The 17,889-nt window shown below is 37.8% G+C and carries 13 protein-coding genes and 1 pseudogene; 2 read left to right on the top strand and 12 right to left on the bottom strand.

Annotation, left to right across the window (positions count from 1 at the left end):
* Positions 1-47 precede the first annotated feature (47 nt).
* Positions 48-2,961 (bottom strand): annotated as a pseudogene (locus tag QNH17_RS09165) (2-oxoglutarate dehydrogenase E1 component).
* Positions 2,962-3,130: 169 nt separating this feature from the next.
* Here QNH17_RS09165 and QNH17_RS09160 point away from each other — a divergent pair.
* Complete coding sequence (locus QNH17_RS09160; protein WP_283878378.1) at positions 3,131-4,015, top strand: LysR family transcriptional regulator; 885 nt, start codon at positions 3,131-3,133, stop codon at positions 4,013-4,015.
* 123 nt (positions 4,016-4,138) lie between these two features.
* Here QNH17_RS09160 and QNH17_RS09155 read toward each other — a convergent pair whose 3' ends face one another.
* Positions 4,139-4,894 carry a class I SAM-dependent methyltransferase gene (locus QNH17_RS09155; protein ID WP_283878377.1) on the bottom strand — a complete coding sequence of 252 codons (756 nt, stop codon included), beginning with the start codon at positions 4,892-4,894 and terminating at the stop codon, positions 4,139-4,141.
* Between the two features lie 203 nt (positions 4,895-5,097).
* Here QNH17_RS09155 and QNH17_RS09150 point away from each other — a divergent pair, with 203 nt between their 5' ends.
* Positions 5,098-6,108 (top strand): phosphotransferase, encoded by a 1,011-nt coding sequence (locus QNH17_RS09150; RefSeq protein ID WP_283878376.1) that lies wholly within the window; start codon positions 5,098-5,100, stop codon positions 6,106-6,108.
* A gap of 210 nt (positions 6,109-6,318) precedes the next feature.
* Here QNH17_RS09150 and QNH17_RS09145 read toward each other — a convergent pair whose 3' ends face one another.
* The 10 genes from QNH17_RS09145 to QNH17_RS09100 all read right to left on the bottom strand — a co-directional run bounded on the left by QNH17_RS09145 (position 6,319) and on the right by QNH17_RS09100 (position 17,881).
* The gene (locus QNH17_RS09145; RefSeq protein ID WP_283878375.1) at positions 6,319-7,080 is read right to left on the bottom strand and encodes a DeoR/GlpR family DNA-binding transcription regulator; all 762 of its coding nucleotides are present in this window, start codon (positions 7,078-7,080) and stop codon (positions 6,319-6,321) included.
* Positions 7,081-7,410: 330 nt separating this feature from the next.
* On the bottom strand, positions 7,411-8,664 hold the full coding sequence (rhaA, locus tag QNH17_RS09140; RefSeq protein ID WP_283878374.1) for an L-rhamnose isomerase: 1,254 nt from the start codon (positions 8,662-8,664) through the stop codon (positions 7,411-7,413).
* A gap of 21 nt (positions 8,665-8,685) precedes the next feature.
* Positions 8,686-10,104 carry a rhamnulokinase gene (gene rhaB / locus QNH17_RS09135; RefSeq protein ID WP_283878373.1) on the bottom strand — a complete coding sequence of 473 codons (1,419 nt, stop codon included), beginning with the start codon at positions 10,102-10,104 and terminating at the stop codon, positions 8,686-8,688.
* Positions 10,105-10,385: 281 nt separating this feature from the next.
* Entirely contained in the window at positions 10,386-11,300 is a 915-nt protein-coding gene (locus tag QNH17_RS09130) for a DMT family transporter (RefSeq protein ID WP_283878372.1), read from the bottom strand.
* A gap of 395 nt (positions 11,301-11,695) precedes the next feature.
* Positions 11,696-13,074, bottom strand: a protein-coding gene (locus QNH17_RS09125) for an IS3 family transposase (RefSeq protein WP_283876058.1) whose coding sequence is annotated in 2 segments (ribosomal slippage) — positions 11,696-12,600 and positions 12,600-13,074 — 1,380 coding nt in all. Because the reading frame shifts where the segments join, the coding sequence is not laid out codon by codon here.
* 178 nt (positions 13,075-13,252) lie between these two features.
* Complete coding sequence (locus tag QNH17_RS09120) at positions 13,253-14,353, bottom strand: two-component system sensor histidine kinase NtrB (protein WP_283878371.1); 1,101 nt, start codon at positions 14,351-14,353, stop codon at positions 13,253-13,255.
* A 195-nt stretch (positions 14,354-14,548) separates the two neighbouring features.
* Positions 14,549-15,757, bottom strand: a complete 1,209-nt coding sequence (locus QNH17_RS09115; RefSeq protein ID WP_283878370.1) for a 4-hydroxybenzoate 3-monooxygenase — start codon at positions 15,755-15,757, stop codon at positions 14,549-14,551.
* Positions 15,758-15,793: 36 nt separating this feature from the next.
* A complete protein-coding gene (locus QNH17_RS09110) occupies positions 15,794-16,642 on the bottom strand; it encodes a DODA-type extradiol aromatic ring-opening family dioxygenase (protein ID WP_283878369.1) in 849 nt (282 codons plus the stop codon).
* 110 nt (positions 16,643-16,752) lie between these two features.
* Positions 16,753-16,938, bottom strand: a complete 186-nt coding sequence (locus QNH17_RS09105; protein ID WP_283878368.1) for a 4-oxalocrotonate tautomerase — start codon at positions 16,936-16,938, stop codon at positions 16,753-16,755.
* A gap of 160 nt (positions 16,939-17,098) precedes the next feature.
* A complete protein-coding gene (locus tag QNH17_RS09100; RefSeq protein WP_283878367.1) occupies positions 17,099-17,881 on the bottom strand; it encodes a 2-keto-4-pentenoate hydratase in 783 nt (260 codons plus the stop codon).
* Between the last annotated feature and the right edge of the window lie 8 nt (positions 17,882-17,889).

Here is a 17,889-nt window from a genome sequence, read left to right as displayed (position 1 = left end):
GTGTATCCTCCTATGTTTGTTGGTAAGTCCTCTATAAAGTAGTATTTCTACTTAAATGATTTTCCGGAATTGGAATTAGAAACTAGTTCTATTTCTTGTTTCTGAGTATTTATTTGATTCAATAAAGTTCAGAGCCTGTTTGATAATCCGTTCTTGTTCATTTTTGTGAACGGTTGGATCTCCGCCTGCTGTACTTGAACGCTCTTGACGCCCAATATAACCGACAGTCAGTCTGCCAGATGCAAGTTCAAAGAGAGTTGGAGCGATATAATGCCACGCACCCATATTTTTCGGTTCTTCCTGCACCCAAACAATTTCCTTTAAGTTAGGGTAACGCTTTATAATGGCTTCTACTTTTTCCTCAGGAAATGGATACAATTGTTCAATTCGAGCGATGTGTACCTCTTCTAGATTTTCTTTCTGTGAGTCGATTTCTACAGCCAGATCGATGGCCATTTTACCAGTTGTTAACACTAAGCGTCTTACCTTTTCCGGCGACTTTCCTAGTTCAGGCTGTTCCAAAACGGTTTGGAAATGACCTTCGCTTAAAGCAGTACCAGTAGAAGCAACTATCGGGTGACGGAGCAGACTCTTTGGTGTCATAATCACTAATGGTCGAACAAACTCTGAACCTAAGATGGAGGCTTGACGGCGTAAAATATGAAAATATTGGGCCGCACTTGTCAGGTTGGCAACCGTCCAGTTGTTTTCAGCCGCTAACTGTAAAAACCGTTCAGGGCGGGCACTGGAATGCTCCGGACCTTGGCCTTCATACCCATGAGGCAGCAGGAGAATAAGGCCTGATTTTTGTCCCCATTTTGCCCTTGCAGATGAAACAAATTGATCATAGAGTGGCTGCGCTGTATTTGCAAAGTCGCCATATTGTGCTTCCCACATGACAAGTGTTTCAGGAGCAAATACATTGTATCCATATTCAAAACCTACAACAGCTGCTTCTGACAGCGGACTATTATGAACCGCAAATGATGCTTGTGCTTGCGGAAGATTATGCAATGGAGAATAAGTTTCGTTTGTTTCTGCGTCGTGCAGTACAATGTGCCGTTGCGCAAACGTTCCACGTTCTGAATCTTGGCCAGTGAGACGAATCGGCGTACCATCCTTTAACATCGACGCAAATGCCAGCACCTCTGCTACCGCCCATTCTACTTTACCGTTCTCTTCTAGTGCCGTTCCACGACGCTCTAAAATCCGCTTTAATTTTGGATAAACATGAAAACCTTCCGGCCATTTCAGCAAATCTTGGTTTATTTCACGAAGCGTATCAAGTGGGACACTTGTTTCCAACGATGGAATTCCTTTAGCGATTACCATCGGAACCTCTACTTCTGAAATGTGTTCACTCTGCTTCTTCTCTGACACTTTTTCGTACTCCACTTGCAACATTTCTTGTACGCTGCGATTCATTAGCTCAACATCTTCTTGATTGAGAATGCCTCTTTCTTTCAACTGATTTGCATACACTGCTCTTACAGTTGGATGGTTCACAACTTTTTTGTATACCTGCGGTTGGGTGACCGCTGGATCGTCCATTTCATTGTGGCCAAATCGACGGTATCCAACTAAATCAATCAAAAAGTCTTTTTGGAACTTGGCACGGTATTGATAAGCAAGTCGAACAGCGGCTAGACAGGCTTCTGGATCGTCCGCATTAACATGTACGATCGGGATCTCAAATCCTTTTGCTAAGTCACTGGAGTATCTCGTTGAACGAGAATCATGGCTATCGGTTGTAAAACCAACCATGTTGTTAGCAATGATATGGATCGTTCCACCTGTTTTATATCCTTTTAACCCGCTTAAATTCAGGGTCTCCGCTACAATCCCCTGGCCTGGAAAGGCTGCATCGCCATGAACTAAAATGGCAAACGCCCTATTCACATCTTGCTTAGGGTAACCTGCATTTTTTCGTTCTTCTTGGGCAGCTCTTGCAAACCCTTCGACTACCGGATTAACAAATTCAAGATGACTCGGGTTATTGGCTAAGGTAATCCGTGCGCGCACATTACCGGGACCTTCCATGAATCGATTACGTCCAAGATGGTATTTCACATCTCCAGTCCAGCCTTCACTTATGTCGACTAAATCTTCTGACGGACCCTGTTGTTTAGCAGACGAATGCTGAAATTCAGCGAACATCTTGCTGTATGGTTTGTTTAACACATGTGAAAGGACACTTAAGCGGCCGCGATGCGCCATACCAATCACGACATTTCGTGCTCCATCCTCAACGCCTTCGTGCACTGCTTCATTCAGCATTGGTACTAGCATATCTACGCCTTCAATGGAGAATCTCTTTTGTCCGACAAAGGTCTTATGCAAAAATTGTTCAAATCCTTCAACCTCTGTTAGGCTCTGCAGCAAGTTCGTTTGCTCTTCTTTCGATAAAGATCGATGCAAGGAACCTGTCTCCACCATTTGAGTTAACCAGGCTTGTTCATCCATCTGGTGCACATGGTTAAATTCATAGGCTAATGTAGAGGTATATACACTTTTTAAATGATTGATAGCATCCCACGCAGTTTGTATCCCTACAGGAGCCTCTTCCCATACGAGGATTGCTGGAATCGCTTTCAGTTCTTGTTCACTAACCCCATATTTTTCGGGCTGAAACAACTCTTGATTTTGTTGATTCCACTTTAATGGGTTCATGTTTGCCGCTAAATGACCGTTTGAACGAATGTCCTCAAGCAGCTTTACCACTTTCAGTACTTTCTGAATATTTGTGGAATTACCAGGATTAAAAGATTCATTATTGGGGGTTTCTTCGGTATGATTTGACTCAAAAGACAATGGTGAGCCCCATTTTATAAAAAGATCTCTTAATTTTGGATCAATAGCTTCTTCTCCGTTCGTATACCGCTCGTATTGTTCAATTACATAGCCAAGGTTTGGACCATTGAATTTCCGCCATGGATTATGCTGGTTTTTCTGGACTCCCATTCACAATTCCTCCATTGTTGTCTTACTTTATATGTTTAATTTCAGATTAATTAATAAGTAATTTTCAATTGCTTAAGGTTAAGGATAATGTAATAATTGAAATAAATAAAATGCTAAAAAATTATATTAACTTATAAAAAATATTAATATCAGATAGATGGGTGGAAAAATGGATTACCGTGATTGGGAAATACTAAAGGTGCTTTATCATCAAAAGAATCTAACAAAAACAGCTCGCCTCTTATTTCTTACTCAACCCGCATTAACGACTCGATTAAAGCATATGCAGGAAGAACTAGGCGTAAAAATCGTAACCCGTGAAAGCAGGGGTGTGCATTTTACCCCACAAGGAGAATACCTTGTTCATTGTGCTGAGGAGGCCCTAGCACATTATGAGAAGATAAAAGAAAATGTCCAAAATATGAGTAATAACGAAAGTGATGAAGTGGTAGGTACGTTGAAATTGGGGGTTTCCAATTTTTTTGCGAATTATGAACTTCCCTATGTTTTGAAATTATTTAAAATGCAATATCCGCATGTTGAATTCAAAGTAACGACGGGATGGAGCAGAGATGTGACTCAACTTATTCATAATAAGGACGTTCATATCAGCTTTGTCCGTGGAGATTATGGCTGGCGGGGATTATCAAAATATCAATTGTTCGAGGAAACTATTTGCATTGCTTCAAAAAATGAGTTTGATATGAAAGATCTCCCTCGTCTTCCAAGAATTGAATATAGAGGGGATTACTTATTAAAATCAGTCATTGATCATTGGTGGGCTGAAAATTTTTCTGAAGCCCCCTTTATAAGTATTGAAGTCGACCAAGTAGACCCATGTAAGGAAATGGTTATAAATGGTTTAGGCTATTGCATTTTGTCTAGTCGAGTACTTAAAGGGATAGAAGACTTAAACAAAGTCCACTTAAAAGACCAAGAAGGAAATCCGATTTTGCGGAGAACGTGGATGTATTACCATAAGGAAGCTATGGAATGGAATGTTGTTAAGGCGTTTGTTAATTTTATCGAAAACTTTGACTGGAAAGATAATTGAATGAGTGAAACGGGTCACGTAGACTACTTCTACGTGACCCGTTTTGACTGACTACATTGTTGTCATTATTATAAAAGAAGAATACTTTGTTATAAAGTTAACAAATAGTCATCATTTAAATAATTACACTTTACCCAAATAGCTTCTTGTGATATTTGGAATAACTATTTGCCCATGATTGCTATATTTTTCAAATAGATTTGATAATGCTGTAATGAAGGGATGATATTCCTCGTCGGTCTTTTTTGGGGAATAGGAAGCGGATAAGTATCTTCCCAAAAATCCACTTAAATTAAATTGCAGGTCATTGCGAAAGTAATTTAAATCATACTTTCCATCTTTAAAAAATTGCTGAAATGCAATCGGAGTTTCCTCGATACCGCCGCTAAATCCTTTAAAATTTGGGCAGTACTTTTGGCAAACCTCTGCACTCTCCTTGTTTATATCGCTTGACCCATCTCGGCTATTCCAGACAAGGGCCACTCTACCATCCTGTTTCAAAATCCGTTGACATTCCAATTTGAACAGCTCCATGTCGAACCAATGAAATGCCTGAGCTACTGTTACTAGATCTATACTATTATCATTTAAAGTTGTGTTTTCAGCCGTGCCCTTAATGGAAATAAAACGGGAATCCGTCATCAAATTTTGTTCCGCAACTGTTCTCATATCATCATTTGGCTCCACTCCGATTACTGAGTATCCCCGTTCAAGAAGCTGATTGCTAAATATTCCAGTCCCGGAGCCAATATCTGCAATAATACTATCTTCCTTTAAAATAGCTTCAGAAATTAAATATTCAATATATTCAGGAGGATAGCTGGGACGATATTTTGCATATACCTCTGCTTTTCCTGTGAATTTATCATTTGATTTCATAAAGCCACCTTCTCTCTGTTCCAAATGGATACATTATCCTATTTTACCATATTTCCACATCGGGTTTAATTTACTTGTTAACCTTCAAAATGGTTTTGAACAGCTTCATCTCCAAGGATTTTCCAAATTACCTATTCAAAAATACTTTCCTCTTGTTCCTGTACGTGATAGACTTCTTTTAAAAAAAAGGATTTTTGAATAAGATGAAAAAAATTTTATCATATATTGAAGAAATAGTACCTTTGTACTTTCCTTTTGAGAATTGGGAGATTGTTCCCGGGCCAAGTGGGAAAAACAATACAACCCTATTTATTCTGGCAAATAATGAGAAATACGTACTGAGAATATACCAAACCCATCAAGATGAAGACAAGGTAAACTATGAACATGCTGTATTATTAGCATTAATCGAACGGCCCTTTTCCTTTTCCATTCCTGTACCAATGAAAACAATAGATGGGCAAACCATTGTCAAAACTCAATCTGGAAATCTTGCGGGGGTGTTTAAATTTATCAATGGGACGAATCCTGCCCTAGAAGACTTAGATCAAATCTATTCATTTGGTAAGGCGGCTGGTCAACTTACTGCAGAACTTGCCGAGGTCATTGTAAATCAAACGCCAGTATACAGACCGTATTATGATATTAATAGTACACACCCAAGATGTTCTTTGGATCAGATTAAAGTTTTTTCCCTCAATCCACCAGAAGACTTTGTGGAGTTAACTCAAGAATTATTAATAATCTATAAACAACTAGTTTCCTTTCAAGACAGTGTCCCGTTTTTAAAAAGCCTTCCTCATCAGCTCGTTCATGGAGATTTAAATGCTTCCAATATTCTTTCGGGTGGGGATGGAAAGATTTCCGCAATACTTGATTTTGAATTTGTTACACATGATTTACGAGTGATGGAAGTTGCAGTTGCTATGTCCGATTTTATAGATGATGAAGAGGATGAGACCATTGTTTTTAAAAAGATTACTGCCTTTCTAAAAGGATATGGCAGTACGATTAAGCTGACAGAAGGAGAAATTGATTCCCTTCTTTTTCTAATCCAGCTTCGAAGTTTAGATGTCTTTATCCATTTTCTCGGCCGTTATTGGGACGGGGTTGACACTATTGAAACGGTAAAGAAGTATATTCGTAAGGCTGCACAAAGAATTTCATGGATTTTAAGACATCAAGACAAGTTCATCAAATTCCGTGAAAAGTAATTAAAATAAATGTAAAAAAATGACTATCAAAATGTAAACCAACTGATAGTCATTTTTTATTGGTATATAACTAATTAATCATTTCGATTATTTTTATTTAAAATTCATTTTTTGTCAACCATCTGGATCTAGCATCAATTTGTTTTTTTACAGAGTATGCCTCTATTTACTCTATAAGTGTATAAAAAAAACAGACCGTGAGATGGCCTGCTAGTTTACAATTAATAGCTTTATCTTTTTCTCTTCCAGTTCATTCCTAGTTTCTTCATTTATATTCGAATCTGTAATAATGCAGTCGATGGTGGAAACAGGTGCAATTTGTGAGAAGGCTCGTGTTCCAAATTTACTCGAGTCAACCATTAAGATGGTTTCATCTGAAATTTCCATCATCTGTTTTTTTAATAAGGCTTGTGATTCATTAAAGTCACTTAATCCCTTTTCTAAATGAACCCCTTTACAGGAAAGAAACGCCTTATTTACGTGGTACATACTCAGAGAACGTTCTGCAAGCGGTCCGACATATGAAAGAGATTGTGAAAGCAGCATTCCCCCTGTTGAGATCACCTTGATTTGTTCTTTTTTACTAAGTTCAATGGCGACTTTTATCGAATTTGTCAGAACCGTTAAAGGCATATCAGGCAGTTCCTTCGCCACATACCATGCCGTTGTACTTGCGTCCAAGACGATTTGATCCCCTGGCTCGATAGAACGAATCGCTTCTACAGCGATCGCTTTTTTCTCGGCAGCGTTAGTGATTTCCCTTTCTAAATAAGAGGTCTCCCCCTGATCCTTTTCAATACTAACTGCCCCACCATGGCTGCGCATTAAGAGATTATCTTTTTCAAGCTTTTCAAGATCACGCCGTATCGTTTCTTCTGTTACGGAGAAAATTTTACTAAGCTCCGTGACCCGAATACTCAACCGCTCATTAACTAAGTCCACAATCTTTTTTTGTCTTTCTGCAACTAGCACTAGTGCTGCCCCTTCCTGCTGAAGAAATTTTTATTTATGTTGTTTTATATTTGATTTATTGTCATTATCACTATAACTATACCATATATCTTTGGAAAACAAACAAAGATTATACTTTTTATATGCCCATCCTTTTTTCAAAACGGTATTAAATCGAATTGGGAATTGATTTACACTTTTTGTAGAATCTACTCGTTATTTTGTATAATAACTTAAAACTTCGTAATATTCTCCCTATATTTTGTATAATCCCTTCCTAATTTAAGAAATAAATCCAAAAAAAGACCCAAAGGAGCCTATAAATCTCCTATTTGAGTCTTTCATCACAAGTTATCGCTTTAATAAAACCTCTTGCTCATACGCTTTTACTTCTTCTAACCAAGACTCTCTTACTGGAACTCCCATTTTTTCACAGTAGTTATCCCAAACAGCACCAAATGGATAAGTCTTGAATTCTTCCATTAACGCCAATCTTTCAGTGAAGTTTCCTTCTTCCTGAAGCTGTTTTAAATACCCGTTTGGAACTAACATGGCATTAAGTAAAGCCTTAATCATGTTCCGTGTGCCGATTGTCCATGCAGCCACACGGTTTATGCTCGCATCAAAGAAATCAAGTCCAATAATTACACGGTCTAAGGCATCATTACGTACAATTTCTAGAGCAATTTCTTTAAGTTCATCATCTAAAATAACGACATGATCACTGTCCCAACGTATCGGTCTTGAAACATGCAACGCAAGTTTTTCGCTGAATAAAAGCATAGATGAAATTTTGTTAGATACAGTTTCTGTTGGATGGTAGTGACCGGTATCTAATAGACACAATTTATTGTTTTTCATTGCATAGTTTAAATAAAATTCATGGGATCCGACTACATATGATTCGGAACCAATTCCGAATACCTTGCTTTCAACAGCATCTAAGTTATAGTTTTCATCAGTTTCCACCGCAAAAATCTTATCTAATGATTCTTTTAATCTCTTTCTTGGTGTGAGGCGGTCACTTGGAATATCCTTGTACCCATCTGGAATCCAAATGTTTGTTAATGCTGGTGTACCAAGTTCTTTACCGAAGTACTCACCAATTTTACGGCTGCCAATACAGTGATTAATCCAGAATTCCCGGATTTCTTCGTTTGGATGTGATAGTGTTAAGCCATCATCTGCTTTTGGATGTGAAAACAATGTTGGGTTGTAGTCTAACCCTAAACCATTTTCTTTTGCCCATTTCACCCAGTTTTCAAAGTGCTTTGGTTCTAATTGATCTCTTTCCACTACTGCTCCATTTGTTTCTGCATAAATCGCATGTAAATTGACGCGATGTTTTCCTGGAATCAAGGAAAGCGCTTTTTCTAAGTCTGCTCTTAATTCTTCCGGTGTTGATGCTTTACCTGGATAATTACCAGTAACGGAAATTCCACCAGATAATTCGTTCGGATTTACTTCAAATCCGCCAACATCATCCCCCTGCCAGCAATGAATAGAGATAGGAACATTTTTTAATTTTTCGATGACTTTATCAACATTAATTCCCCATTTTTCATAAGCTTTTTTAGCAAGTTCGTAGTTTTCTTGAATAGACATGACATTCTTCCTTTCTATCTGTTAGTTTGTAATCGGTGCGGCGGGCAAATATTTTTTCACTTCAAATGAATTTTTAACTATCGTACGAGCTTCTTTAATATCTTGAATTTCATCGAGAGCCATTAGCTGAGCCACGATATTACCTATGGCAGTAGCTTCAACTGGTCCAGCATTTACCTCTTTCTTCGTTACATCCGCAACAAGTTGATTCAACATTTCATTTTGACAGCCGCCGCCAATGACATTTATTTTTTCAAATCTTCTCTCAAAAATTTCTTCTATTTGCATTACGGCTTCCTGGTAGCTTTCTGCTAAACTTTCAAACACACATTTGGCAATTTCACCCGGAGTACTAGGTATTGGCTGCTCTGTCTCCACACAATAGTTCTGGATTTCGTCAATCATATGATCAGGTTTCAAGAAGCGGTCATCATTTACATTCACGATGGCCCGGTATTCTTTTGCTTCGCTGGCTAAATCCACGAGTTCTGCGAAGGAATATTCATCATGGAAGTTTCGCTTCACTTCCTGAATCATCCAGAGACCCATGATGTTTTTTAGGAAACGGTATTGATAGTCGATTCCGCCTTCATTCGTAAAATTGTAGTCCAGTGCTTTCGTTACACAGATTGGGAAGTAGTTTTCGACGCCAATCAATGACCATGTACCAGAACTGATATAAATCGTTTCATTTTCTTCTGGTACGGCAATGACGGCGGAACCGGTATCATGTGTTGCAGGCAGAATGACCTGTAAATCAAACCCAAGCTCGGAAACTAATTCTTCGGTAAGTGTTCCAAGTATCGTTTTTGGCGTTTTAATTTCCTGAAACATTTCTTTATTTATTCCAAGGACATCCAATAGCTGATGGTCCCACTTCTTTGTAAAAGCATTTACTAATTGAGTGGAAGTTGCATTCGTATATTCATTTGCTTTTTTGCCAGTGAGCAGATAATTGAAATAGTCCGGAATCATTAAGAATGATTTAGCTTTATCGAGAATCTCTGGGGTGTTTCTTTTCATCGAAAATAATTGATAAATCGTATTAAACTTCTGGAACTGAATGCCGGTTTCTAGATAGAGTCTTTCTATTGAAAATAACTGAAACACTTCCTCCATCATGCCGTCGGTCCGAGGATCTCGATAAGATACAGCTTCTGTTAATGGCTGGTCGTTTTCATCTAACAAAACAAAGTCTACGGCCCATGTATCAATTCCGATGCTGTCCGGCCTAATACCCAATTCTTTGCATTTTTTTAGTCCCTTTTTAATCTCTTGAAAAAGATTATCGGCTTCCCAGCAATAGGACTCACCTTTTTTAACTATTTTGTTATCAAAACGATTAATTTCTTCTAATTTTAATAATCCATTTTTTAAATAGCCTAAAATAAGCCGGCCGCTTGAAGCACCGATATCAACAGCAATACTGTATTTTGTCATTAACATCACCTCTCGGATGGAAACGCTTACTAATGACTCTATTTTAATAGAAATATAAGATTTTCCTATAACGTGATTCGACCAATTTATTGTCCTTATTTGCAAACAGGGATTATTTCTTCCTTTCTGTTACGATACTCAGCATTTCACTTGGCAAGCCAAGTCCTGTTAGTTTTATCTACCCTTACTTTTGAAACTCAAATATGAATGCAAATAAAAACCTGACTTGGAAAGGTTACATTTACTGCTAAAAAAAAGTCATCCCTGAATGGGATGACTTTTCACATTGCCACTTTATTTGGTCCAGTAGAAACCGCATTTTTAATCGATGGCATATTCGCAATAAATACCCCGAGCAATACCAAAATACCCCCAAGGATTTGATTCATCAAGATATGATTTCCTAGTATAAAATGGGAGGCAAGGATGGCCACAAATGGCTGAATATTCATGAACATTGAAGCTGTACCTGCTCCAACTTTTGCTACACCTTTATTCCACCAAAAGCCGGCAACTCCTTGAGCGATAATCCCAGCAAAAGCTAATAATATCCACATAAAAAGAGAATGACTGATATAGGAGCCGCTTACCAAATTTTCAACTCCTGCTGCAGGAATCATCAGTACGCTTCCTAGTACGGTCGAGTAAATGGTGATAATAAAGGTATTCATGGTTTTCGCTAAACCTCGAATAAATAATAGACTAATCGAGAGGCAAAGCATGGCGATTAGAATGTTAAAATCTCCCCATGAGATTCCCAAACCGCCCTTTCCAAGGCCAATTATTGAAAAAACACCGATTAGACTTATAATGGCTCCTGCGGATTTTTTCACCGTAAACTTGACCTTAAAGATGATCCGTTCCAATAAAATTGTTGCTATGGGTGCCAAGGAAATGATTAATGAGGCGTTTGCTGGTGTTGTATGATGCAGCCCAGTAAAGTAAAAGGTTTGATTTAACAGAGTTCCAAAGATTCCAACACCAACTAGGAATTTCCACTCTGAAATGGTGGGACGCTTTATTCCTTTATGAATTAAGGCAACGATAATCAAAAAAAGTGAGGTACAACAAATTCGAACAGTTGATAAAAAGACAGGTGAAAAATCTTGAAGCAAATAGGCACTGATTGGATAATTTAACCCCCACAAAACAGAAACCAAAAAGAGACTTATAAAAGCTTTTATTGTACTAGACATTTATATAAACAACCCTTCTAGGACGTTTTTATTAATAACTTTACAAGTATAACACGATATTTCGCATATCGAAAGAAATATCTCGAGAAATCTCCATTCATCTTCCATATTGGGAAAGAGGTAGTCTCGAAAGAAGGAAATCTCTGTTTACTGACTCATGGAATTTAAAGCGCTACCGAAAATGGGATATTAATATCAATATCATGATTCGAACAAGTTATTTTGATTCAGCACTGCTACAAACACTAGCAGGAAAGGCTTTATTAACAGATTTTTTTGTTCATGCTATATACCAACAAAAGAGTAAAGTAGGGGCTCTGTTTTGAAAGGGATAAATTTAAACCAAAAACTCGCCGAAAAATATGAACTGACCCAAAAAAGTTAGACAAATACTTTTATGCAACTTTTAAGACTTGAGTTCGGAATTCTACTGGACTCAGGTCTTTTAATTTTGACTTCATTCTCTTGTGATTGTAATAGTAAATATAATCAGCTAATTCCCGTTCAAAATGCTCTAAACTATCAAATTCCTGTAGATAAAGGAGTTCGGACTTTAATAAGCCAAAGAAATTTTCCATGACTGCATTATCAAAACAATTTCCTTTCCGGGACATACTCTGTGTAATTTGATGTTGTTTCAATTTTTTTTGATATTTTCCCATTTGATAGTGCCAACCCTGATCTGAATGAAGAATGACCTTGTCTCCGGGCTTAAGACGTTCAATTGCTTGATTTAACATGTCTCCTACCAATGTATATACAGGACGATTCATGACGCTATAGGCAATGATCTCACCATTACACAAATCCAGGACAGGAGAGAGGTAGCGCTTCTCACCAAATAGGCGGAATTCTGTAACATCTGTTACCCATTTTTCATTCATATTCTCAGCAGTAAAATCTCGATTTAAGACATTCGGAGCTATTTTGCCTTCCTTACCTTTATAAGATTTATACTTCTTCATACGCACCATACATTTTATCCCCATATCATTCATTAAACTATTGATGGTTTTGGGATCATGGTGGAAACCTCTTTTTTCTAATTCTTTCGTGATTCGACGGTACCCATAACGACCTTTATGTTCATGGAAAATCTCTTTAATTGCATCCTTTATTTTTTCATATTTATCAGGCTGATTTAATCGTTTTTCCCAATAATAATACGTGCTGCGTTTCATGTCAGCGACTTCAACTAGATCCACAACCTCATACTTTTGCTTTAGATCAAAAATTACTTGCGCTTTGATTTTGTTTGTAATTTTTCCTGCATTTGAACTAAAGCATTCAACTTTTTTAAGTAGGCAATCTCCATTTCTAAACGTTCAACTTTTGATTGTAAAAACTCCAAAGATTCTTCGCTATGTATTGGTTTGTTGGCTTTTTGTTTCTGTGTTTCTGTTTTCACTGTTTCTTTTTTCATGGATGGACGCCCCTTTTTCTTTAATTTAAGGGCATCAATTCCATGTTCCTCGAACTGCCTGCTCCATTTTCGAATGGTAGAAGGATCAGCTATCTTAAAAATAGCAGCTGTTTCATTCGGTGACGTCCCGTAGTTATTCATATATTTTAGTACGTCTAGTTTAAACTCTGTTGAGAAACTTGTATAGGATTTTTGAAACGCTTCTACACCGTTTATCTCGTATTGCTTCACCCAAGTTTTTATGAGAGAAGAGTGTGCTCCAATGGAATCACCAATCTTTTGATAACTATCATTGCCATTCAAATAGCGCTGAGCAGCAGCTATTTTATCCTCCGAATTAAATTTAGCCATAAAAAACACCCCGTAAATGTTAGAATGGTGTCTAACATTTACGGGGCAGATCAAATATTGGCGAGTTTTCCTTATACTTATTTATTTTGGTTTTCAACAAAAGCTCTCTGAGTATCGTGAAATCCATTATTCAAAGGAAAACAAATGGTGAATGTAGTTCCTTGATTTGGATTACTAATCACCTCAATCGTTCCTCCATGATCTTGAAAATGATTTTCTGACAAATAGATAGCCCTAACCCCGTTCCATCAGATTTCGTTGTATAGAATGGACTAAAGATTTTCTCCAGATTTGCCTCTTCTATACCTACACCCATATCGCTTATCTCAATTACGGCTTTGTTCTCCACTTTAAATAATCGAATCGTAATATCTCCATCTTTAACCATCGATTGAATGGCATTATTTATTAAATTTACAAAAACTTGGACCATTTTATCAAAGTCCATTGGTAAAAACAGATCGGGATTGGAATCCGTGTATATGATTTGATGTCCCGAACTACGGGCTTTAGATTCGGTTAATGAGATTACTCTCTTTAAACACTCGTGGATGGCAAATGTTTGGTATAAAGAAACATTTGGTTTTGAAAATTGTAGGAATTCGACAGTTAATTTATTCATCCTACTAACTTCACTAATGATTAAATCATACCAAGGTTTAATATTATAATTATACTCTTTAGAATGTTTGAGGAATCCTTGGATGATGGTCAAAGGGTTTCTAATTTCATGTGCGAGACCGCCAGCCATTTCACCTAAAAGTTTCATTTTTTCCTCTTGATAACGCAATTCTTCCCGTTTCTTCTCTTCTTCGAGAAGATTTTTTGCTCTCTCTGTTTCAATTATGTATTGAATGATAAGCACTACAGCTAGAGATGTTAAGAAGTCAGACACAACCGCAAGCAGGCTATAGGCATTGATAGGAGTATACGAAATGCGTATTACTGTGTAAAAAGCAATCAAGACAAAACCAAGAAAAATCCCTTTGAGAACACCCTTGATTTGAAATAGGAATTTACTAAGTAAAATGATATAAATGGAGAAACACCAATTCAACTGGCTTGTGAAATGAAACAATAGTAATGAAAGGATCTCAATAGCAGCTATATAAATAAAAGAGCGTGGATAAACCCTTTCCAAATAAATGCTTGTTATAAAAATACTGCCTAGTAAAATCATTAAAAAGTTGTTTTGGGATTTATCCAACGTGATCGAGGAAAAAATCACAAATACAACATAAATAGGCAAGACGACATGGTACATTAAACGAAAAAACATATATTCTCTCCGATTCTCTTATCTAAAGGTTGTCCAAATGATTATACTCGATTTTCCGATCAAAAACCTCAGACTAATTATACCATCATAAATAAGAAGACTGTCCTGTTATGTTAAAGGACAGTCTAAAAGAAAGAGATGCTTTCTTAAAGTAAAACCCTACTAGTATGTAAATAGTACGGTTTATTTAAAGGGCTATTTTTGCGATAATTCATGTTTATATAAAGGGAGTTCAAATGGTAAACCGACATAGTTTTCAGCTAGGTTTGCAGCTGCATTTCGAGATGATGTAACATTATCAAGTTCTGTCAATTGAATGCCGTATTCAAATGGACTATGGTTTTGGTTGGTATGAAGGATAGTGGTCATCCACCATGAGAATCTTTGTGCTCTCCAAATCCTTTTTAGACATGTTTGGGAATACTTTTGCAGGATATTTTGATTACCTTGTTCATAAAATTCTCTAATTCCCTGGCTCAAAACTTGGACATCCGCTACAGCTAAATTTAGTCCCTTTGCTCCTGTAGGAGGCACGATATGTGCAGCATCTCCTGCTAAATAGAGACGTCCATATTGCATCGTTTCACAAACAAAGCTTCTCATAGAAACAATATTTTTTTGTATAATCGGTCCTTGTGGAAGTGTCCAGCCTTCCATATCAACTCTCGCATGCAGTTCTGACCAAATTCGATCATCTGACCAGTTTGCAATATCATCCTTTGGGTCAACTTGAAGATAGTGGCGCTGAATAGATGGGGTACGGGTACTTAGTAGGGCAAAACCTCGTTCATGGTGGGCATAGATTAACTCTGGGTTCACTTGAGGTGTCTCGGCAATAATTCCAAGCCATCCAAATGGATAGATTTGCTGTTTTTCAACTCTTTTACTTTTTGGGATGGATTGTCTGCTGGGTCCATGAAAACCATCACAGCCAACAATAAAATCACATTCAATGACCTGAGACTCACCCAATTCATTCGTATACTCTATTTTGGGTTGAGTAGATTCAATATTTACTAGTTTAACATCGCAAACATTAAAGAAAATGGTTCTATTAGCTTTTAGTCGGGCAGCAACCAAATCCTTAATGACTTCATGCTGAGGATATACCATAATTTGTTTTCCACCGGTTAACTCGGCGAAATCAATACGATGTCTATTGCCATTAAATTGCAATTCGATCCCCTCGTGAACATGTCCCTCCCTCATCATTCGTTCACCGACACCAGTGGCATTTAATAGGTCAACCGTTCCTTGCTCTAAAACCCCAGCACGAATGGTTCCCTCAATTTCTTCACGTGAACGGGATTCAATGATAATAGATTCTATTCCTTGTAAGTGTAATAGATGTGATAACATCAGCCCCGCTGGACCAGCTCCGATAATCCCTACTTGAGTACGCATATAAACCATCTCCCCCTTTCCTTTTCTTTAGTAGAGTTATTTTACAAATTCACTCTCAACTTCTGCTTTTAAATTTGCTGTTTCGCTTTTTTCAAATGTAATTAGCGCATTCCAGCTTCCCGAGGACTGGCCTTCTGCTAGATAAGTAGGTACACAATCATCCTCAATCATCGTGAATAACATGGCAAGATGTCGCCCTCCTGATTCCACTCTTGCCATTCTTGCATATTCCGGCAGCATGTCATAAGCCGCTTTATAATCTTTCCTCATTACAAATTCAATAAACTGCTTATCCAAAGCATGTTCGGAAAGAGTTGGCTTGTTATGTCTGCCTCGAACTATATTGTGGGATAAGGCACCACTTGAAAGAAATACCACTTTTTTATCACTTTCACGCAATATCTTGGCAATTACTTGCCCCCATTTATACGTTTCTTCTAAACTCGCTGCTAGTGTAACTGATAAATTAATAACTGGGATGTCCTCGTCTGGGACCAAATACCGTAAAGGGACCAAACTCCCATAATCCCAAATAAAATAGGGATCGTTCACTCCTTGAACTTGAAGATTAGCCTCTTCCCCCGCTTTTACTAGTTCATTTGCCAATTTTTCATCCCCAGGGTAATGATAGGGAACATCCTTAATTAAATCCGGGGCCTCAAACGCAGTAAGAATCCCTTTATGTACAGGCGTACAGTCGACATAATGGAAAAAGGTGGATGGCCAATGACAGGAAACTAACACAATAACATCTGGATTTATTTCTTTAATTTGTCTCCCCATTTTTTTCATTTCTCTTGCCATGTCCTGTTGAAATTCTGGTACTTGACCCTCGTCACAAAGGCTGGGAACATGAGGCACTAACAAACTCAATTCTATCGTCATAATACCCTCCAAAACTTAAATTTATTTAGTTAGCGCTTACATCGTTCATATACATTCTTGGGAGTATGACGGAATATCCCCTATCGCCATAATCTCCCTTTTAATGTTGGTTACTTTTTCGAAACTGGTACCCCAGCTATTCCCCAATGAGATTTTGGAATTTCTGTTACGATGACTCTTATGTTCTCTTTTGGAGCATCTAATGTTTCTGAAACAGTATTAGTAATATTGTGAATGACTTCTTCTATTTTCTCTTTTGGTCTTCCTTCTAATATTTGAACATTAATAATTGGCATGTAAATTCTCCTTTTTAAAAATTAGGCTCTGTTATTGTGGCCTGTTGATTTCCGCTCCAGACACGAGCGGTTCTTGGGGGTGCCGGGGAGTCTCCTCATCGCTTTGCCCCCGCAGGAGTCTTCGTGCCTGGTACGAAGGTCAACAGGGTGGCAAAAATTATTAATCAGTTACTGTAAAGGCCACTTCACCTAGACCGTCGAATTTACCGCTTACAATATCTCCATATTTCAATTGAACCGCACTTGTAATCCCGCCTGTTAGAATTACATCGCCCTTACGGACCTTTTCTCCTTTTCTTGCCAGCATATTGGCAAGCACGGCAATGGAATTTGCAGGGTGACCAAGGACCGCAGCACCTGCTCCCAATTCCTTGATTTTGCCATTGATTGAAAGTGTTGCCCCAACTAAATCGAGTTCAAATTGCTCCGGCTTTTTAAGGGTGGTACCAAACACCACTCTTGAAGTTGAAGCATTATCCGCAATCACGTCGGGTAAGGTAAATTGAAAATTTTCGTACCGGCTATCAATAATCTCTAAGGCTGGTAAAACATACTCGATTTTAGCTAAAACCTGAGCCCCTGTTACGCCAGGACCTTCAATATCTTCTCCAATCACAAACGCGATTTCAGCCTCAACTTTTGGGTGAATTAATTCATGTAATGGCACCTGACCGCCATTTTCAATGATCATATAATCAAACACATACCCATAAATCGGTTCTTCGATCCCCATTTGTTTCATTTTGGCCTGACTGGTTAATCCCATTTTCGGGCCAATGATTTTTTTTCCTTCATTTAATTTCGAATGTACAATTTCCTGTTGTACTTGATAAGCTTCTTCCACTGTTAAATCAGGCTTCAAGTTTACTGTGACTTTGGCAACCTCGCGCTTATCAAGCTCCGCAGATTCTAAATAGTGTGCAATCTCTTTGTATTGACTCATCCTCTTTC

Source organism: Neobacillus sp. SuZ13 (assembly GCF_030123365.1).
GTDB lineage: Bacteria > Bacillota > Bacilli > Bacillales > Cytobacillaceae > Neobacillus.
This window is presented reverse-complemented; position numbering and strand designations above follow the sequence as displayed.

Excerpts from the sequence above, each read along its gene's own strand:
- QNH17_RS09150 (WP_283878376.1), top strand. The coding sequence starts at position 5,098 with ATGAAAAAAATTTTATCATATATTGAAGAAATAGTACCTTTGTACTTT.
- QNH17_RS09105 (WP_283878368.1), bottom strand. The coding sequence starts at position 16,938 with ATGCCAATTATTAATGTTCAAATATTAGAAGGAAGACCAAAAGAGAAA.
- QNH17_RS09160 (WP_283878378.1), top strand. The coding sequence starts at position 3,131 with ATGGATTACCGTGATTGGGAAATACTAAAGGTGCTTTATCATCAAAAG.
- rhaA (WP_283878374.1), bottom strand. The coding sequence starts at position 8,664 with ATGTCTATTCAAGAAAACTACGAACTTGCTAAAAAAGCTTATGAAAAA.
- QNH17_RS09155 (WP_283878377.1), bottom strand. The coding sequence starts at position 4,894 with ATGAAATCAAATGATAAATTCACAGGAAAAGCAGAGGTATATGCAAAA.
- QNH17_RS09120 (WP_283878371.1), bottom strand. The coding sequence starts at position 14,353 with ATGTTTTTTCGTTTAATGTACCATGTCGTCTTGCCTATTTATGTTGTA.
- QNH17_RS09100 (WP_283878367.1), bottom strand. The coding sequence starts at position 17,881 with ATGAGTCAATACAAAGAGATTGCACACTATTTAGAATCTGCGGAGCTT.
- rhaB (WP_283878373.1), bottom strand. The coding sequence starts at position 10,104 with ATGACAAAATACAGTATTGCTGTTGATATCGGTGCTTCAAGCGGCCGG.
- QNH17_RS09130 (WP_283878372.1), bottom strand. The coding sequence starts at position 11,300 with ATGTCTAGTACAATAAAAGCTTTTATAAGTCTCTTTTTGGTTTCTGTT.
- QNH17_RS09115 (WP_283878370.1), bottom strand. The coding sequence starts at position 15,757 with ATGCGTACTCAAGTAGGGATTATCGGAGCTGGTCCAGCGGGGCTGATG.
- QNH17_RS09110 (WP_283878369.1), bottom strand. The coding sequence starts at position 16,642 with ATGACGATAGAATTGAGTTTGTTAGTGCCTCATGTTCCCAGCCTTTGT.